The sequence below is a fragment of the Rhodocyclaceae bacterium genome (assembly GCA_020248265.1).
GTDB lineage: Bacteria > Pseudomonadota > Gammaproteobacteria > Burkholderiales > CAIKXV01 > CAIKXV01.
This window is the reverse complement of record JADCHX010000016.1, coordinates 15957-34505: the sequence shown is the minus strand read 5'-3', so window position 1 is coordinate 34505 and position 18549 is coordinate 15957. Positions and strand designations below refer to the sequence as shown.

Genomic DNA, 18549 nt, shown 5'->3' with positions numbered 1-18549 from the left:
CGTGGCCGCGACCGGACAGACGCGCGTCACGGGTTTGATCGGCTCGGCTTGCTCTGCTACCGTTCGTGCACGGCATGTGCCGGGCTTCTGGAAAGGAGGTGATCCGATGTCTAGTCGATTGCTGCAGTTCTCCCCTGTCGTGGCCTCGGTCAAGGCAGCGGGTGTCGCGCCAGCGTTTCCCGGCGTGGTGATCAAGTCGACCGACCGCGCGTAATTCCAGCGCAGATTCGTCCTCCTAGACGATGAAGGCACGTTGCCACTGACGTTCGACTTCTTCGCCTCGACGCCGGGAGCGCGTCGGCCCTGACTGTTTCCAGGGCCATGGCGTGCAGCCAGGCAGTCGAACCAGCAGTACCTGCAACAGCAGCAACACCTGCAGTGGACGGCCGCGGAGCGATCCGCGGCCGTTTTCTTTCCATCCGGCCCTGCGTGCAGACCCGCGCGAGCGCCAGCGCGCCCGCACTACAATCGAGCAACCGTGACCGCCCGCTTCTCCCCCGCCGACATCGCCCGCCGCCGCGCCGCGCTGCCGCCGATCACCTATCCGGAAGAGCTGCCGGTCTCCGGCAAGCGGGCCGAGATCGCCGAAGCCATCCGCGCCAGCCGTGTGGTCATCGTCTGCGGTGAGACCGGCTCGGGCAAGACCACCCAGCTGCCCAAGCTGTGCCTGGAACTGGGCCGCGGCATCGAGGGGCTGATCGGACACACCCAGCCGCGGCGGCTCGCGGCGCGCAGCGTCGCCACCCGCATCGCGCAGGAGCTGGGAACACCGCTGGGCACGGTGGTCGGCTACAAGGTCCGCTTCTCAGACAAGCTCTCGCGCGATGGCCATGTGAAGCTGATGACCGACGGCATCCTGCTCGCGGAGCTCGAGCACGACCGCGACCTGCGTGCCTACGACACGCTGATCATCGACGAGGCGCACGAGCGCAGCCTGAACATCGACTTCCTGCTCGGGTTCCTGCGCGGGCTGGTGCGGCGGCGCGCGGACCTGAAGGTGATCGTCACCTCGGCCACGATCGATGCGCAGCGCTTCTCGGCGTTCTTCGACGGCGCGCCGGTGATCGAGGTGTCCGGTCGCCTGTATCCGGTGGAGACGCGCTACCGGCCTCCCGTCGAGGCCGACGAGGACGATGCGCGCGACGAGGACCCGGCGCAGCCGATCCTCGATGCAGTCGACGAACTCGCGCGTGACCGGACCGCCGGCTCGATGGGTGGCGACATCCTGGTGTTCCTGCCGGGTGAGCGCGAGATCCGCGATACTGCAGAGGCACTGCGCAAGCACCATCCGAAGGGCTACGAGATCCTGCCGCTGTTCGCCCGGCTGTCCTTCGAGGAACAGGAGCGGGTATTCAAGCCCGATGGCGGCCGGCGCATCGTGCTCGCTACCAACGTCGCCGAGACCTCGCTCACCGTGCCGGGCATCCGCTACGTGGTCGATACCGGCGTCGCCCGGGTCAAGCGCTACAGCTTCCGCAACAAGGTAGAGATGCTGCAGGTCGAGCCGGTGTCGCGCGCGGCCGCGAACCAGCGGGCGGGGCGCTGCGGACGCCTGGGCCCGGGCGTCTGCATCCGGCTGTACGACGAGCCGGGCTTCGATGCGCGTCCCGCGTTCACCGACCCTGAGATCCTGCGTACCTCGATCGCCGCGGTGATCCTGCGCATGAAGGCGCTCGGGCTGCCCGAGGTGGAGGACTTCCCGTTCATCGACCCGCCGACGCCGCGTGCGGTGGCCGATGGCTACCAGCTGCTCACCGAGCTCGGCGCGATCGACGAGGCGCGCAGGCTGACGCGCATCGGCCGCGAACTGGCGCGCTTCCCGACCGATCCGCGGCTGGGCCGGATCCTGGTCGCAGCGCGCGACGGCGGCTGCCTGGCCGAGGCACTGGTCGTGTGCTCGGTGCTCGCGGTGCAGGATCCGCGCGACCGGCCGTTCGAGCAGTCCGAGGCCGCCGACCGTGCGCATGCCGAGTTCGTCGACGACAAGTCCGACTTCGCGACGCTGCTGGCGATCTGGAAGTTCCACGAGGAGTCGCTGCAGCACAAGAAGTCCAACCGCAAGCATGTCGAGGCGATGCAGGCGCGCTTCCTGTCGCCGCGCCGGCTGCGCGAATGGCGCGACGTGCATGGCCAGTTGCATGCGACCGTGTCCGAGCTCGGTTGGCGCATCAACGACCAGCCCGCCAAGGGTGATGCCTTGCACCGGGCCTTGCTCGCCGGCTTCATCGGCAACATCGGCTTCAAGCTGGAGGAGGGCGACGGCTATGCCGGCGCGCGCGGCATCCGCTTCAACGTGCATCCGTCGTCCGGCCTGCGCAAGGCGAAGCCGAAGTGGGTGGTGGCGGCGGAGTTGACCGAGACCACCCGGCTCTACGCACGACTGGTGGCCAGGGTCGAGCCCGAGGTGATCGAGCAGGTCGGCGCGGCATTGCTCAAGCGTGAACACTTCGATCCGCGTTTCGAGGCCGAACGCGCGATGGTGATCGCATACGAACGGGTGACCCTGTTCGGGCTGACGCTGGTGGCCCGGCGCAAGGTGCACTACGGTCCGATCGACCCTGTGAAGGCGCGCGAGATCTTCATCCGCGAAGGGCTGGTCGACGGCGCCTGGGTGCCGAAGGGTACGCAGGCACCGTTCCTCGAGCACAACCGGCGGCTTATCCGCGAGGTCGAGGCGCTGGAACACAAGGCACGGCGCAAGGACGTGCTGGTCGATCCCGAGGCGATCGCCGAGTTCTATGCCGAGCGTGTCGGCGAGGGCATCCACAATGGCGCAGCGTTCGAGACCTGGCGGCGTACGGCCGAGAAGGACGACCCGAAGCGGCTGTTCCTGACCCGCGATTACCTGATGCGCCATGCGGCCTCGGCGGTCACCGAAGAACTCTTTCCGGCGCAGGTCGAGGTCGATGCGCTGGTCCTGAAGCTCGTCTACCGGTTCGAGCCGGGGCATCCGCTCGACGGGGTCACGCTGTCGGTGCCGTTGCCGGTGCTCAACCGTATCGATCCCGGACAGTTCGACTGGCTGGTGCCGGGCATGATCCGGGACAAGGTCGCGGCCTGCCTGAAGGCGTTGCCCAAGGCCATCCGCAAGCGGCTGATCCCGGTGCCCGAGCATGTGACCCGCTTCCTCGAATGGGTCGACCGCGGTGGAGAATCGGTCGGCGCGCGCGGTGCCGGCGGACGGCCGCCCTTCGAGCAGGCCCTGGTCGCGTTCGTGAAGCGCGAGACCGGCGAGGCCTTCACGGTCGAGACCTGGCGCGCGATCCAGCAGTCGGCGACCAGCAGCGGCGACCTGCCTGCCCACCTGCGCATGAACTACCGGGTGGTCGATGACGCCGGGCGCGAGCTGGCGCTGGGGCGTGACCTGCCGGCACTGCGCGCGCAGCTGGGCGAGGCGGCGCAGCTCGCGGTGAGCGAGGCCGGCAGCGCGTTCGAACGCAGCGGCATCACGGCCTGGGATTTCGGCGAGCTGCCGGCGTCGATCGCGGTCACCCAGGGCGGACGGCGCCTGACCGCGCATCCGGGCATCGAGGACGAAGGCAAGGGCGTCGCGCTGCGCCTGTTCGACACCGAACCGTCCGCGACTGCGTCGACCCGCCGCGGCGTCGTGCGGCTGATGCGCCTCGAGATGAAGGAGCCGATGCGCATGCTCGAGAAGCGGGTGCGCGACCAGAAGGAGGCGCTGCTCGCGTTGCGCCTGGTGGCGCCGCCTGATGCGCTGGTGGAGGACGTGGTCGCGGCGGTGGCCGATCGCGCCTTCATCGGCGATGACCTGCTGCCGCGGTCCAAGGCCCAGTACGAGCAGCAGCGCACGCGCGCGCGCGCACGAGTGCCTGCGGTGGCCGATGGCGCGCTCCGCTTGTTCGGGCAGGTGGCCCAGGCGTATGCGAAGGTCGCGCCGCTGGTGTCATCGCCGCCACCGGCGCTCGCGCGCATCGCCGCCGACATGCGCGTGCAGTTGTCGCGGCTGGTCCGTCCGGGCTTCATGCTGGGCACCCCGTGGGAGCAGTTGCCGCACCTGCCGCGCTACCTGAAGGCGATGGAACTGCGCCTGGCGAAGTATCCAGGTAACCCGGACCGTGATCGCCGGCATGCCGAGGCGATTGCCGGCCTGGCGAAGCGGATCGACCGCCGGCTCGAAGAACGACACGCGGCCGGTGAACCCGACCCGGGCGCGGAGGCGCTACGCTGGCAGGTCGAGGAACTCCGGGTATCGCTGTTCGCCCAGGAACTGCGCACGCCGGCACCGGTGTCGATCAAGCGCCTGCAGAAGGCCTGGGAAGAACTGCAGTGAGCGCGGATGCGCCCAGGGTCGGCGTGACCACCGCGGTCGGCGTCGCGTTCGCGGTGCAGGCCGGCGTCGCGCTGGTGATCTTCGCACCGCCGGTGCTCGCACCTGCGGCCACCCGCACGATGGGGCTGGACCCGTCGACGGTCGGCGTGTTCACCTCGCTCGTCTATCTGTTCGCCGCCATCGCCGCCGTCTCCAGTGCCCGCCCGGTGGCTGCGCTCGGCGCGTTGCGTGCAAGCCAGATCTGCCTGCTGCTGTGCGCCGCGGGCATCGCGCTGGTGGCCACCGCCTCGCTGCCGCTGGTGGTGCTCGGTGCGATGCTGCTCGGGCTCGGCTACGGGCCTGTCACGCCGTCATCGGCGATCATCCTGGTGTCGACCCTGCCGGCGCGCTTCCGGTCGCTCGGCTTCTCGGTCAAGCAGACCGGCGTGCCGGTGGGGGCCGGGGTGTGCGGCCTGGCGATCCCGGCACTGGTGGCGGCGTTCGACTGGCAGGTGGCGGCGTTCGTGCTGGCCGCGGCCGTTGTCGCCGGTGCGGTGCTGTGCCAGCCGCTGCAGCGCGACTTCGATGAAGGCGTGCGTGGCAGCGGTCCGTCAGCAAGCACGTCGCCGCTCGGTTCGCTCGCGCTGGTGTGGCGCCTGCCGAGGCTGCGTGAACTGGCGATCGGTTCGTTCGTGTTTGCCGGCATACAGATGTGCGTCGTCACCTATCTGGTGGTGTTTCTCACCGAGACCGGGCTGGGCCTGGGGCAGGCCGGGCTCGCCATGACCTGCGCGATGATCGGCGGACTGGTCGGTCGCATCGGCTGGGGCTGGGTCGCCGACAATCTGCTGGCGCCGCGGCGCACGCTCGCGCTGGTGAGCCTGTTGATGGGCATGACCTCGCTCGGCCTGGCCTGCGTGCAGCCATCGTGGCCGCTGGCGGCGGTTATTGCAATGTCAGCGGCTGCCGGCCTCTCGTCGATCGCATGGAACGGCGTGTACCTCGCCGAGGTCGCGCATCGCGCGCCGCCCGGGATGGCCACTGCGGCTACCGGTGGCACCATGTTCTGCACCTATGCCGGGGTGATGGTGTGGCCGACGGTGTTCTATGTAGCACACGCGGCGACCGGGAGTTACGTAGCCTCGTTCGTGCTGGTCGGTCTGCTCGGGTTGGCCGGAGCAGCGCTGTTCGTTCGCCCGTCGCCGGACTGAACGAAGAAAGAGCGGACGTCCCTGGCTTGGAGGCAGGTACGTCCGCTCGCACGAGCCCGTCTGCGCAGGGGCGCAGGGGGCTGCACTGCGACGGCTGCATCGGATCGCGATGCAGCCGCCACCGTGCAGTTACTTCTTGGCGGTTTCGGGCACGGCCTTCTTCGCCTCGGTAACGGCAGCCTTCGCGTCGGCCTTCTTCGCCTCGGCAACCGGCGCACCGGTCGACGGCTTGGCCGGGGTGGCCGGCGTTGCGGCGGGGGCCGCGGGCGCTGCCGGGGTGGCGGTGGCCGTGCTCTTCGCGGGCGCTGCCGGGGTGGCGGCGACCGGGCTCTTCGCGGGAGCCGACGGGGCGGGGGTGCCTTGTGCAACTGCGTTGCCTGCCACGAAAAGGCCAGCGATCAGCATCGTCACGATCTTGCTCATTTTTTCTTCCTTTCCTTGGGATGACACAGATGGCCTGTGTTGAGTCGAATAACGGTACGTGCACCGTCCCGTTGACGATCTGCGGCCCAGGAAGCCCAACTATAAATTTCGCTGGACAGGCCGGTTTGCGTCAACCACGCACACCCGTTCGCGTTTCGCGCGCGACGTGGGCACCAGTGCATGCAAGCCGTGTGCTGCGGCCATCCTCGTCCGCGCTGCGCGCGGGCGACGGTGGCGGTAAGCTTCCGCTTCCACAGCCAAGACAGCGGACGCACCGTGAACACATCCAGCGCAGCCAGTGAACCCTTCCGCCTCGAAGAGGCCACCATCGGCGAGATGCAGCAGGCCATCCGCGATGGCCGCACCACCTGCGTGAAGGTGGTCGAGCACTACCTGAAGCGGGTACGCGCGTTCAATGGCGTGTCCAGCATGCTGATCACCGAAGACGGTGCCGATGTCGCGCCTGCCACGGGAACGGTGCGCGGCGGATCGCCGCTCGCATTCCCGACGAAGACGGTGAAGGCTGCCGACTGGCTGCCCGACCTCGACAAGTACGAGGGGCTGCCGATCGAATTCGGCCGGATGGACGCCACCGCCTCCGACCCCGAGGTCGCGCAGCAGTACGGCATGGTCGCCGGCATCCCGGATGCAGGGCAGGTCAACGCGCTGTCGACGATCAACATCCGCGGCGAGCGTTCGGTCACCTGCAAGGGCGACTTCGACCGCCATCCATCGCTAGGGCCGCTGCCGCCCGGCGCGCCGCCGATGTGCGACGCGTTCCGCCACCAGCCCGATGCGCTCGAGCGTGCGGCGGAACTCGACGCGCAGTACGGCAGCAACCCTGACCTCGAGAAGATGCCGATGTATGGCGTGGTCTTCTCCTTCAAGGATCCGTTCGATACGAAGGACATGCGTTCCACCGGCGGTGGCGACACCCGCTATGACATCGACGTGCCGGCGCGCGACCATGTGCTGGTCGACCAGTTGCGCGCGAAGGGCGCCATCATCTTCGCCAAGGCGGTGTGCACCGAGTACAACGGCCGCGCAGCCGATCCCGGTGGACGGCACAAGATGCTCAAGGTACTGCCCTCGACCATCGGCTACCAGCGCAGCACCTGGGGCGGTAACCCGTCCAATCCGTACGACACGACACGCTCCGGTTCGCTCGGTTCGAGCTCCGGTTCGGGCGTGTCCGTCGGCGCCAACCTGGTGATGGCGAGCCTGGGCGAGGAAACGCGGGCCTCCTGCCGCGGGCCGTCCAACCACAACTCCGTGGCGCTGATCCTGCCGCACAAGTCGATGATCGGCTTCGACGGTGGCGCGATCGGCGTGGACATCTACGTCGACCGTACCGGCATCCTGTGCCGGTCGCTCGGCGACTGCGCAAAGGTGCTCGACGCATTGAAGGATCCCGAGCGCGGCTACTACGACCCGCGCGACGAATGGTCGACCGTGCCGCGCTCGTCGATCGTGGCCGGTGGCTATGCGAAGCATGCGCAGTGCGCGGTCGCCCCCGGCGCGCTGGCCGGCATGCGGCTGGGCGTGATCCGCGAGTCGATGGTGTATCCGCGCGGCTCGAAGAGCGAGCAGCCGATCGTCGAGGCCGCCTGCGCCGAGATCAAGTCGGTGCTCGGTGGCCACCTGGGCGCGACGCTGGTCGAGTCGAGCGATCCGCTGTGGACGCCGGATGCCGACTGCGAGCAGATGACGGTGGACTTCCGTCGCGCGCTCGCGCGCATGGTTCCGGTGCTGATGCCCGACCTGCTGTTCCGCCTGGGTGCCGACGGGCTGCCGCTGTTCCGGGAATTCGCCGAGGCCATCGTGCGCACCGAGTTCCAGCCCGGGAAGTTCTTCGGCTCGGGTTCCATGCAGCCGATCGACTACTTCGTGAAGCTGGCCGAAGGGCTGATCCCTGCACCGTCGAACCTCGACGTGCCGACGGTGCAGCAGCAGGACATGGCGATGGCCTTCCGCTTCCACCTGACCCAGTACCTGACCCGGCGTGCCGCCGACTGGAAGGCGCGCGGCTTCAGCGAGTCGGTAGTGGATTTCCCGACGCTCAACGCGCGCACGAAGTTCTGGGGTGACGACCAGCGGGCCTGGTTCGCCAACTGGGAAGAGGTGGCCGACATGCGTAACCCGCTCGGCCAGCGCCAGGGCATCAACGAACGGATCATGCTGCGCGAACTGCTGCGCCGGGTCGACATGATGGTGATGTACGAGAACCGGCTCGATGCGCTGGTACGGCTGCATTCGCCGTATCCGCCGGCGAAGATCGGCGGCGCGGGGCAACCGGGCGTCTGGCAGAACCTGCGCCCGGAGTCGCTGAACGGCCCGAACGCGGGGCTGACCGAGATGCTGGTGCCGGCTGGTTACGTCACCACGGTATACGACCCGGAGTTCCGGCTGAGCGCAGACCGCAAACGCTACGAGACGGTCGGCTCGGACCACGCACGGCAGGTCGCGGCGCCTGGCATGCCGTTCTCGCTGGTGTTCCGCTGTGAACCGGGCCGTGAAGACGTGCTGCTGAAGGTCGCCTCGTCGTACGAGGCGGCGTCGAAGCGGCGGGTGTCGCCCCCGGCGTTCCCGGCATTGCCCGCGGCCTGACCGTTGGCCCGCCTTGCGCCGACCAGGCTCCGCAACGCAGGAGCCGGTCGGCGCAAGGCCGCAAGCGCTATTCGAACTTGCCCTTGCGGATGATCGGACCCCAGCGCTTCTCTTCGCCGCGCACGAATCGGGTGAATTCCTCCGGCGTGCCCGGCGCTGCGTCGATGCCACGGTCCTTCAATTGCTGGCGCACGTCGGCCGAATTGAGCGCGGCGACCATGTCCTTGTGGAACCGGGTGATCGCGGCCTTCGGCGTCCGTGCCGGCGCGATCAGGCCATACCAGTTGGTAGCCTCGTAACCTGGCACGCCTGCTTCCGCCACCGTTGGCACGTCGGGCAGGGCTTCGCTGCGCCGGGCTCCGGTGACCGCCAGCGCGCGCGCCTTTCCTGCCTGCACCTGCGGCACGGCGGTCGAGATCACCGCGGTGAACATCGGCACCTGGCCGCCGATCAGGTCGGTCAGTGCCGGGCCGCCGCCCTTGTAGGGGATGTGGTTGAGTACGGTGCCGGTCATCGTCTCGAACAGTACGGTGGCCAGATGCCCCGGGCTGCCGATGCCGGAGGTGGCGTAGTTGATCGTGCCCGGCTTCGCCTTCGCCAGGGCGATCAGGTCCTTCAGGGACTTCGCCTGTACCGACGGATGCACGATCATGATGTTCTGCAGCGTGACCATCATGCCGATCGGCTCGAAGCTCTTGTACGGGTCGTAGGGCACCTTCTGCAGGGTCGGGCTGATCACCAGGTTGCCGATGTGACCGAACGCCACGCTGTGGCCGTCGGCATCGCTGCGCGACAGGATCTCGAGCGAGATCACGCCGTTGGCGCCGGGGCGGTTGTCCACCACCATCTGCTGTCCGAAGGATTCCTGCAGCTTCGGCTGCAGGATGCGCGCGACCAGGTCGGTCGCACCGCCGGGCGGGAAGCCGACGATCATACGTACCGGCCGCGACGGAAACGACTGACCGTATGCGGGCACCGCGCTCGCGAGCGTGAGCGCAGCGCAGGCCGACGCGCAGGCCACCGAGCGCAGGCTTGGGGCCTGCACTTGAACGCGTGCCGGGGCATTGATCGTCTTGGGAGGGTTCATGGGCGTCTTCACGGTAGGGAGAGGTTTGTCCGGAGGATAGCCTCATGGACGCGCTGTCGCAGGCGTGGTGGCGGCGTCGACGCGTACCCTCAGTCGCGCAGGGTGATCCCCGCCTGACGGATGATCGCACCGAGGCGAATGCGCTCGGCGGCGATGAACTTCGCGAAGCGCTCCGGTGTACCACCCTCCAGGACGGCACCCTGCTGGGTGAGGCGTTCGCGCAGTTCGGGCTGTTTCAGAACCTCGCCGATCTCGCCGTTGAGCTGCCGGACGATGGAGCGCGGGGTCTTTGCCGGCACCACCATGCCCCACCACTGGGTGATCTCGAAGCCGCGCAGGGTGTCGGCGACCGGCGGCAGGTCGGGCAGCATCGGGTCGCGCGCCGCACCGGTGGTCGCGATCATGCGAACCCGGCCGCCGGCGAGGTGCGGTGCGGCGGCGATCGGCGAGGTGATGATGAGGTGTACCTGCCCGGCCAGCACGTCTGCCAGCGCGGGTCCCGCACCCTTGTAGGGGACATGTCCCATCTTCAGCCCGGCGCCCAGATTCATCATCTCTCCGGCCAGGTGCGCGGGGGTCCCGGTACCGGCGGATGCATAGAGCAGCGGCCGCGACCGGGCGAGGGCGATCAGGTCGGCGACGGTCTTCACCGGCAGCGCACCGTTCACCACGACGACGTTGGCGGCCGAGGCGAGCAGGCTCACCGGCGCGAAGTCGCGCTCGACGTCATACGGTAGGTTCGATCGCATCGCGGGCAGCATCGCGAAGATCGTCGTCGCGCCCAGCAGCGTGGTGTAGCCATCGGGGGCTGCGCGCGCGACCAGTTCTGCGGCGATGATCCCGCTGGCCCCGGCCCGGTTGTCCACCACGATCTGCTGCCCGATGCGTTCCGACAGCGGCTGCGCCACCAGGCGGCCGATGATGTCGGGTGCGCCACCGGGTGCTGAATTGATGATGAAGCGGATGGGGCGCGACGGCCACGACTGGCCCGCGGCGTCTGCCGTCGTGCCGCCCAGCAGTGCCATTGCAAGCACGGTTGCCGGCAGGGCCGCCAGTGTGGCTGTCAGCCGGTACATGGCCGGCTCCTCAGGGCGTCTTCGCGAAGTACTGCGGATCGACGCCGGGCGGTGGCGTGTAGCGGAAGGTGCCCAGGCCCAGGATGGCATCGCGACCGCCGTGCCGGTCGATGTAGACCTGCTGGTCGGCACGCGCCAGTGCATCGGCCGCCTGCGGGTCCACGATCTTCATCAGCGCGGCCAGGCATTCCGCGCGCACGCCGGCGTGCGCCGGGTCTTCGGCCAGGTCGACCGTCTCCTCCGGATCGGCCTCGAGGTCGAAGAGCATCGGCGGCGGCACGAAGTCGCGGAACGCCGCGTAGTGGATGTACTTGTAGCGGCCATGCCTGATCATGAACGAACCGGATGGCGAGGCGGCTGCGTGGTACTCGGACAGCACCGTGCGTTCCGGCCGTGCGCCGTTGGCCATCGCGATCAGCGAATGCCCGGGCAGGTCGGCATCGTCCGCATGCGCCGGTACACCCAGCGAATCGAGCGTGGTCTGGAACACGTCGACCAGCGACACCGGCGCATCGACGCGCGCGCCTGCCGGGATGCCCGGTCCGGCCAGCAGCATCGGGATGCCGGCGGACTCTTCGTACATCGTCGACTTGCCCCACAGCCCGCGCGCGCCGAGGTTGTCGCCATGGTCGGACGAATAGAGCACCCGTGTGTTCGACCACAGGCCGAGTTCCTCGACCGCGCCCAGGATCTGGCCGATGTTGTCGTCGAGGAAGCTGGTCAGGCCGAAGTAGGCCGCGAGCGCACGGCGCACCATGTCGTCGCCGGTGAAGCCCTCGTCAAAGCACATCGACCAGCGCTGCCGGTCGATGAACGGATGCTTCGGCCGCTCGTCGTTGCCGTACATCTTCGGCCAGGGCAGCGAATCCGGCGGATACAGGTCGTAGAACGCCTGGGGCGCGATCAGCGGGAAGTGCGGCGCGACCATGCCGACATAGAGCACCCACGGACGGTCGCGATGCTTCGGCGCTTCCTCGCGCAGCCACTTGCGCGTGGCGCTGACGATGTCGCGGTCGTAGCGGGTGTAGTCGGATTCGCCCGGCCCGGCTTCGGGCCCGAGCTTCATCGCACCCACGCGCCTGGGCAGTTCGTCGCGGATCAGGCCGAGCAGGTCGCCGACGCCGTTGACGATATGCATCGGCAGGATCTCTTCATCGAAGCCGTTGCGGCGCGGATCGGAGTCCTGATAGTGCAGCTTGCCGATCGACACGGTACGGTGGCCGGCCGCCATCGTGCGATGACCCCAGCTCGGCGGCGCGCCCTCGTAGGCGATCGCGTTGTCCCAGCAGCGGTGCTCGTGCACATGGCGGCCGGTGGCGAGGCTGGCGCGGCCCGGGACGCAGATCGGGCAGTTGGTATAGGCGCTGGTGAATCGGGTACCGCGGGCTGCGAGACGATCCAGGTTCGGCGTCTTGACGATCGGGTGGCCGGCGTATCCGGCGACCTTGGGATTGTGCTCGTCTGAAAGGATGACGATCAGGTTCGACTGCTGCATGTGCTCCTCCCGGGCCGGCCATCATGGTCTTCGGCTGTTGTTGCGTGATTGTAGCGGCCTCCGGGCTTGCCGGACCGCAGTCGGCGTTACACTGAAAAATGCAGAGGGCGGCGCCCCGGGGGAGGATCGATGGAATTGCGTGCATGCGGCTGCCGTATGGCCGGCTACGGGCTGTTGCTGGCGACGATGCCGGCGTTCGCGCAGGCCGACTGGCCCGCCAGGCCCGTGACCTTCGTCGTGCCCTTCGCGGCGGGCGGTGGCACCGACCTGTTCGCGCGGGTGATCGGGGCTCAGGTGGCAAAGTCGATCGGCCAGCCGGTGCTGGTCGAGAACCGCCCGGGTGCGAGCGGCAACATCGGCAACGAGGTGGTCGCGCGGTCTTCGCCCGATGGGCACACCGTGCTCTACACCGCGTCGAGCTTTGCCACCGCGACGCCGTTCTATCCGAAGCTGTCGTTCGACCCGAGGCGCGACTTCCAGGCAGTGACCATCGCGGCGCGCATCCCGCATGTACTCGTCGTCCATCCTTCACTGCCGGTGAAGTCGCTGCGCGAATTCGTCGCGCTGGCCAGGAAGCGGCCGGATGCACTGGTATCGGCGTCCACCGGCATGGGCTCGATGAGCCATCTTGCGCTGGAACTGTTCCAGGTGCGCTCGGGCACGCGCAGCACCGTCGTCCACTACCGCGGGGCGGCCCCGGCCTCGACGGCACTGCTGAGCGGCGAGGCGAGTTTTTCGATCCTGGTGCCGCCGGTGATGCTGGCCCAGGCGAAGGCCGGCCGCATCCGCGCGCTGGCGACTGCGTCTGCGACGCGGGCAGCCGTGATGCCCGAGGTGCCTACCTTCGCGGAGCAGGGCATGGGCGGCATCGAGGCCAATCAGTGGCATGGCGTATTCGTCCCAGCCAAGGTCGCTGCATCGACGGTCGATCGCCTGCATCGCGCTATCGTCGCCGCGCTTGCGCTGCCGGAGGTTCGCGGCCGCCTGGCGGCCGAGGCCGGCGAGCCGGTCGGCATTACGCCGGCACAGGCCGCCGCCTTCTACCTCGAGGAGATCAGCCGCTGGGGTGAACTGATGCAGAAATCCGGTATCAGGCCCGAGTGACCACCCGGCCTGGCGACTGAAGGCGACCGATGGACGGCCGGCGTACCCGGTGCGTCGGTTGCACGGGTCGTCCTCCGGCAACCAGGGCGAGGATTACCGTATCGCCTGGTAGACGCGCTTGCCGTCCTTGATGGTCTCGATAACGCGGATGTCCTTGATGGACATCGGATCGGCCTTGATCGGGTTGCGGTCAAGCACCACGAGGTCCGCGCGCTTGCCCGCTTCGAGCGTGCCCTTGGACGCCTCCTCGAAGTATTCGTAGGCACCGTTTACCGTCAGGGCCCGCAACCCGTGGTACGGCGTCACGCGCTCGGCTTCGCCCAGAACCCGGCCCTCGCGGGTCACGCGGTTGACCGAGGTCCACAGCAGGAACATCGGATCGAGGGGCGTGACCGTGGCGTCGGTATGGTTGGTGGCGCGGATGCCGCGCTTGAACGCGCTCGCCAGCGGGCTGATGAACGCGGCGCGCTCGGGGCCGAGGTTGGCGTAGTGGACGTCGCCCCAGTAGTAGACGTGGTTGCTGAAGAAGCTCGGCAGCAGACCATACTTCGCATAGGCGTCGAGTTGGTCTGCGCGCATGACCTGCGAGTGGATGATGATCGTGCGACGGTCCTTGCCGGGCGTGGCGAGCGTCTTCTCGGCGTTCTCGTGGCCGGCGATCATCATGTCGACCGCGGCATCGCCATTGCAGTGCGAGAACATCTGCACGCCGTTCTTGTAGGCCAGCAGCAAGAGCTGATCGACCTGCGCCTGCGTCAGGTTGGAGAAGCCGCGGCAGTCGGTCTTGCAGCCCGGGACGGGCGTGAGATACGGCCGCGTGAGGTAGGCCGTCTTGCCCTGCGGCGAGCCGTCCACCGCGATCTTGATGCCCGCGTACTTCAATCTATTGCGGTACTCGCCCCATTTGATCTTGCCGGTGCCGACCAGCTCTTCGGCCATCGTGAACGCAGGCAGCGCGACGACGTCGATGGTGAGGGCGCCCTTGTCCGCCGCCATCTGGAGCACCGGCATCTTGTCGCCGAGCACCAGCGACTCGCTCGCGGTGGTGTAGCCGTTGGCCGCATAGTGCGCGACCGCGCGCTTGATGAGGTCGAGGTCGACCTCGGGGGTGCGCGCGCCCTTGATGATCGGCTGAAAGGCCATCATGCCCATCTCCTGCACGAGTCCCAGCGGCGCGCGGCCGCCGGGCTTGCGCAGGATGGTGCCGCCCTGGGGATCGGGCGTGTCGGCGCCGATCTTCACGGCCTCGAAGGCGCGCGAGTTCGCGACCAGCATGTGCCCCGAAGCGTGGAGGATGACGACCGGGTTCTTCGGGAACGCAGCGTCGAGATCGGCCGCCGTCGGATGGCGCCGCTCCTCGAGCATGTCCTGATCGTAGCCCTGGCCGATCAGCCAGTCGCCGTCGCCCGCTCCGACCTCGCCCTTGAGCTTCTGCAGTGCGGCGATGATGTCCGCGAGCCGGGTGACACCGCCGATCGGTGGCGGGTTGAGGTTGGCCTGTACCAGGGAATCCGCGTAGTTGAGCAGGTGGCTGTGGCCGTCGATGAAGCCTGGCAGCAGCGTGCGTCCGGCGAGGTCTATCCGCGCCGCGCCGGAACCGGCTGCCTTCGCCACCTCGCCGGCCGTGCCGACGGCGAGGATCTTGCCGTCGCGCACCGCGAGCGCTTCGACATAGGCGGGCTCCGCACCCACCATCGTGAGGATATCGCCACCGAAGTAGACCGTGGTGGCGGCCACACCGGCTTCCGGTGCGGGTCTGCTGCAACCGGCGAGCACCAGCAGCGTGGCGGCAGTCAGCGCTGCACCAAGTCGGATCATCCTGAACATCATCATCTCCCGGGCTCGCAGGCTGTGAAAAAATTGGGTGTGCGCAAGTGTAAAGGCGTACCCTTCTTCCGGCGGGTCGGGCAGCGATACGTGCCTGCCCTCGGCGGGCGTGCTGAATGCGACCGCGCGTGGCGCCGGGTGGCCCTGCTCAAACGTCTACGCGCGCCTCCACCCGACCGGCACGTACCGCGGCAACCAGCGCCGCATGATCACGCTCGTTCTGGTCTGCGTAGGCAGTGGCAAAGCCGGCCATGCCCGCTTCGAAGGCATCGGTGCTGCCCATGTAGCCGGTAAGCACCACCGCATCGCCGGAACGCTTGTGGGCACGCGCCAGCGCCCATCCGCATGCCTCGGCATAGTCCACCATGGCGAGCGGGTTCATGATCTCGACCATCGGCTTGATCTTCGCATCGCGCAGCTGCCGGACATAGAAGTGGCGGCCTGTCTTCTGGCTGGTCATCCAGCCCAGGAAGACATCCGAGGCCGACTGCAACAGCCGCTGCCCGAACACCACGCGCTCGCCATGGTGCTGTATCGGCACCCGACCGCAGTAGGGCTCGAGCACCGATGCGCGTGCCTCCTTGAACTGCAGGAACAGCGGGTCGCCGTTGCCCGACACCATCAGCGCAATGCCGCAGTAGGTACCGACACTGCCAACCCCGACTACCTTCACGGCGACATCGGCGAGCCGGTAGCGCTGGACCAGCATGCGCCGTTCCGGAGGCAGGCTGCCGACATAGTCGGCGATCATCGCTTCGGCGAATGCGTGAAAGCCGGCCTGCCGCTGGAGGTCCTGGTCGTGGTAGATCAGCGGCGGTTCGTCCTTGATGCGCGGTGTCTCGCCTGCCTGGCAGGCGAGCCTGGTGAACTCCTTCAGGTGCGCCGAATCGGCCTCGGCCTTGCGGATGCGTTTGAGCGTGAGCTTCTTCAGTTCCTCGTCGGGGTTGGTCAGCGCCAGCTTCTTCAGGTCGATGAACTCGTAATAGGCGTCGAGCACCGGCATGTCTGCGTAGCGGGCGATCTGCTGGCGATAGCTGCGCGCCGCTGCGGCCGCGGCAGCGGTGCAGTCGGCCGGGCTGAACCCGTTGGCTCGCCCGGCGATGACGAAGCTCGCGGTGAGGCGGCGCACATCCCACTCCCAAGGTGCGACCGACACCTCGTCGAAGTCGTTGATGTCGAACACCAGCCGGCGCTCGGGCGTGGCGAAGCCGCCGAAGTTGACCAGATGCGCGTCTCCGCACGCCACCACGTCCAGGCCGATGTTCGGCAGGAAGGACAGGTCATGCGCCATGATCGCGGCAGCGCCCCGATAGAACGCGAACGGACTCGCCATCATCCGGCCATAGCGGATCGGCACCAGCTCGGGCACACGACCGGCGCTGCTGGCGATCAGCAGGTCGATCGGATCGGCACGGCCGTCTGCGACCTTCCAGCGCGCCAGCTCGCGCCGCGGGCTGAGCGTGCGCAGCCCGCGCCCTCGGGCCCGGCGCTCGGCATGCGGCAGTCCGTGCGACTGCTCGGGCAGATGCGCGACCATGTGCGGCACCAAGGCGGCGAGGGAACCCGGCCCCTTGCTGGATGTCTTCCGGGGTGCCTTCTCGCGCGCCTGCCGGCGCGCGGCCGGCTTGCGAGCGGTGACCGACGGTTTGCTTGCGATGATGCCTCCCATGAACGGCAGGTTGCGGCAGGGGCGCCCTGCGCGAGACGCTACTCGATCGCGACTTGCCCTGTCCAGAGCTTCAGCGGCCCGCCCTGCCGGGAAGCTCGCCTCAGCGCACCGGCGCTTTCGAATCCATCGAGGCCTTGAGCGAAACGAGAGGCCCCTGCGGTACCTGGACGAGCCTGCTGTCGAGCCGCTCGAGCGCCGAGATGAGCCCCAGCACCATTGCAAAGGACACGGCGAGCAGGGGTAACGTCCAGGGCCGGGGGGATCCGTTCAGCGTGCCGTGGTAGCCCACCCCGATCGAACCCAGCAGGATGACCGCGTAGAGGACCAGCCAGATGCCGATCGGCATGAGCGCCTCCAGCGCAACGGCGATCCGTGTCGACCGGATGTCGAACATCTCGTTGAGCGCTTCGATGTACAGCGCGGCAACGTCGGAGTTCAGGTCGCGCCGCCCTTCGGCAACCGCCATCCGCCACAGCGCTTCCTGGATCGGTACCGATTCCGCCACCATCCGGCGAATCAGAGCGGGATCGCCCTCCCGCGCCGCCTCCAGCGTGAGATCGACATACTTGCGGAACAGGCCCGCGGCTTCTGCCTGCTGGGCCTCGGGCAGGAACGCCGAACGCAGGAAGGCCGTGCCGATGGCGTTGGCCTCTTCGCGCACCAGCGACTTCCGGTCTTCGTAGCGATCGGCCACGAAGGCGAACGTGAGCGAGAGCAGAAATGCGATCAGCCCGAGCATCGCTCCGACGATGGTCGATGTCTGCCCCTCGTTCTCGGCGCTCCTGCGGGTATTCAGGCGTCCGAACAGACGGCCAGCCTCGAAGGCAAGCAGCACGAAGACCAGCGTGAAGCCGGCGACAGCATACGGTGAGTACGAGTGAATATCCACGGCGCGGCTGCGAGGGACAGGTCAGGCGGGCTGCCCGAGGGTACTCACCATCGGAACGTCGCCCCGAACATCGGCCCGTTGAAATTGAAGCTCTGGATCGACTGTCCCGACTTCATCTCGTAGTCGAGGTAACGCCACAGCGCGGTCAGTTCCCCCCACGAATAGGAATAGCTCAAGCCGGCAGCAGCCTGCCATGTGAGCTTCGATTCGCCCGTGCCGACGTCTACATAGAAGGGCAACGACCAGCGACTGCCCTGGGCACCCAGCGCCACGCGTCCCTTGGCACCGACGATCGCGTCCCAGAGCGTGGACTTCACCTCCAGTGTGCCCGAACGACCTGCCGGTGCCATGGGTCCGAGGCTGCCGGCGATCGAGTAGTTGAGCTCCTGCTTTAACGAAAAAAGCCGTGCACCTCCGAACAGATCGAGCGTGAGGCCAGGGTCGGGACGCACGCGATACTCGCCTGCAATGGTCCAGACCAGCCCCTTCACCTGCAGCCCGAGAGACGCGGAGGTGCCTGCCGGGATGGCGGTGTTTCCGATGGTGAAGTCGCGGCTGCCTGCCTTGTCGGCAGAAGCGTTCAGGTAGATGAGGTCGCTGAAGACGCCCCACTGCCCGTTATGGGCCTGCAACGTGCCCATGAACGCAAAGTCGAGGCTGTTCAGTATCTGCTCTGCCGATATATCGACCGTGGATCCGCCTGCCGGCGCTGGAAACCGGGTCTTTCCGCCAATGGATGGCAGGTAACCGTACACGGATCCCGAGTACTGCCACGCGCCGGGTTGCCCTTGGGATTGCGCCAGGAGCGGCGTGGATACCGAGGCTGCGAGCGTCATGGCCATGGCCAACCTGCGCAGACGATTCCGGTTTTCGAACGTGTTCATCAGA

General features: G+C 68.0%; 12 protein-coding genes. 4 read left to right on the top strand and 8 right to left on the bottom strand.

What is annotated here, in order from left to right; translation table 11 throughout:
* The first annotated feature begins 478 nt into the window (after positions 1–478).
* Positions 479–4294 carry an ATP-dependent RNA helicase HrpA gene (gene hrpA, locus ING98_15195; GenBank protein ID MCA3103210.1) on the top strand — a complete coding sequence of 1272 codons (3816 nt, stop codon included), beginning with the start codon at positions 479–481 and terminating at the stop codon, positions 4292–4294.
* Positions 4291–5484, top strand: coding sequence for an MFS transporter (locus ING98_15190; GenBank protein ID MCA3103209.1), 1194 nt, complete (start codon positions 4291–4293; stop codon positions 5482–5484). Before hrpA ends, ING98_15190 begins: the two co-directional genes overlap by 4 nt.
* 129 nt (positions 5485–5613) lie before the next feature.
* On the opposite strand, the gene ING98_15185 is transcribed toward ING98_15190, so the two are convergent.
* Positions 5614–5907, bottom strand: coding sequence for a hypothetical protein (locus tag ING98_15185; protein MCA3103208.1), 294 nt, complete (start codon positions 5905–5907; stop codon positions 5614–5616).
* 276 nt (positions 5908–6183) lie between these two features.
* On the opposite strand from ING98_15185, the gene ING98_15180 reads away from it, so the two are divergent.
* Positions 6184–8514 carry an amidase gene (locus ING98_15180; protein MCA3103207.1) on the top strand — a complete coding sequence of 777 codons (2331 nt, stop codon included), beginning with the start codon at positions 6184–6186 and terminating at the stop codon, positions 8512–8514.
* 67 nt (positions 8515–8581) lie between these two features.
* Here ING98_15180 and ING98_15175 read toward each other — a convergent pair whose 3' ends face one another.
* The 3 genes from ING98_15175 to ING98_15165 all read right to left on the bottom strand — a co-directional run bounded on the left by ING98_15175 (position 8582) and on the right by ING98_15165 (position 12172).
* On the bottom strand, positions 8582–9601 hold the full coding sequence (locus ING98_15175) for a tripartite tricarboxylate transporter substrate binding protein (GenBank protein MCA3103206.1): 1020 nt from the start codon (positions 9599–9601) through the stop codon (positions 8582–8584).
* A gap of 89 nt (positions 9602–9690) precedes the next feature.
* Complete coding sequence (locus tag ING98_15170; protein MCA3103205.1) at positions 9691–10677, bottom strand: tripartite tricarboxylate transporter substrate binding protein; 987 nt, start codon at positions 10675–10677, stop codon at positions 9691–9693.
* Between the two features lie 10 nt (positions 10678–10687).
* The gene (locus ING98_15165; protein ID MCA3103204.1) at positions 10688–12172 is read right to left on the bottom strand and encodes a sulfatase-like hydrolase/transferase; all 1485 of its coding nucleotides are present in this window, start codon (positions 12170–12172) and stop codon (positions 10688–10690) included.
* A 129-nt stretch (positions 12173–12301) separates the two neighbouring features.
* On the opposite strand from ING98_15165, the gene ING98_15160 reads away from it, so the two are divergent.
* On the top strand, positions 12302–13276 hold the full coding sequence (locus ING98_15160) for a tripartite tricarboxylate transporter substrate binding protein (GenBank protein ID MCA3103203.1): 975 nt from the start codon (positions 12302–12304) through the stop codon (positions 13274–13276).
* Positions 13277–13369: 93 nt separating this feature from the next.
* Here ING98_15160 and ING98_15155 read toward each other — a convergent pair whose 3' ends face one another.
* The 4 genes from ING98_15155 to ING98_15140 form a co-directional block, all read right to left on the bottom strand.
* Positions 13370–15103, bottom strand: a complete 1734-nt coding sequence (locus ING98_15155) for an amidohydrolase (GenBank protein ID MCA3103202.1) — start codon at positions 15101–15103, stop codon at positions 13370–13372.
* Between the two features lie 148 nt (positions 15104–15251).
* Positions 15252–16640 carry a DUF2252 domain-containing protein gene (locus ING98_15150; protein ID MCA3103201.1) on the bottom strand — a complete coding sequence of 463 codons (1389 nt, stop codon included), beginning with the start codon at positions 16638–16640 and terminating at the stop codon, positions 15252–15254.
* 232 nt (positions 16641–16872) lie between these two features.
* Positions 16873–17511 carry a hypothetical protein gene (locus tag ING98_15145; GenBank protein ID MCA3103200.1) on the bottom strand — a complete coding sequence of 213 codons (639 nt, stop codon included), beginning with the start codon at positions 17509–17511 and terminating at the stop codon, positions 16873–16875.
* A gap of 194 nt (positions 17512–17705) precedes the next feature.
* Entirely contained in the window at positions 17706–18545 is an 840-nt protein-coding gene (locus ING98_15140) for a hypothetical protein (protein MCA3103199.1), read from the bottom strand.
* Positions 18546–18549 lie beyond the last annotated feature (4 nt).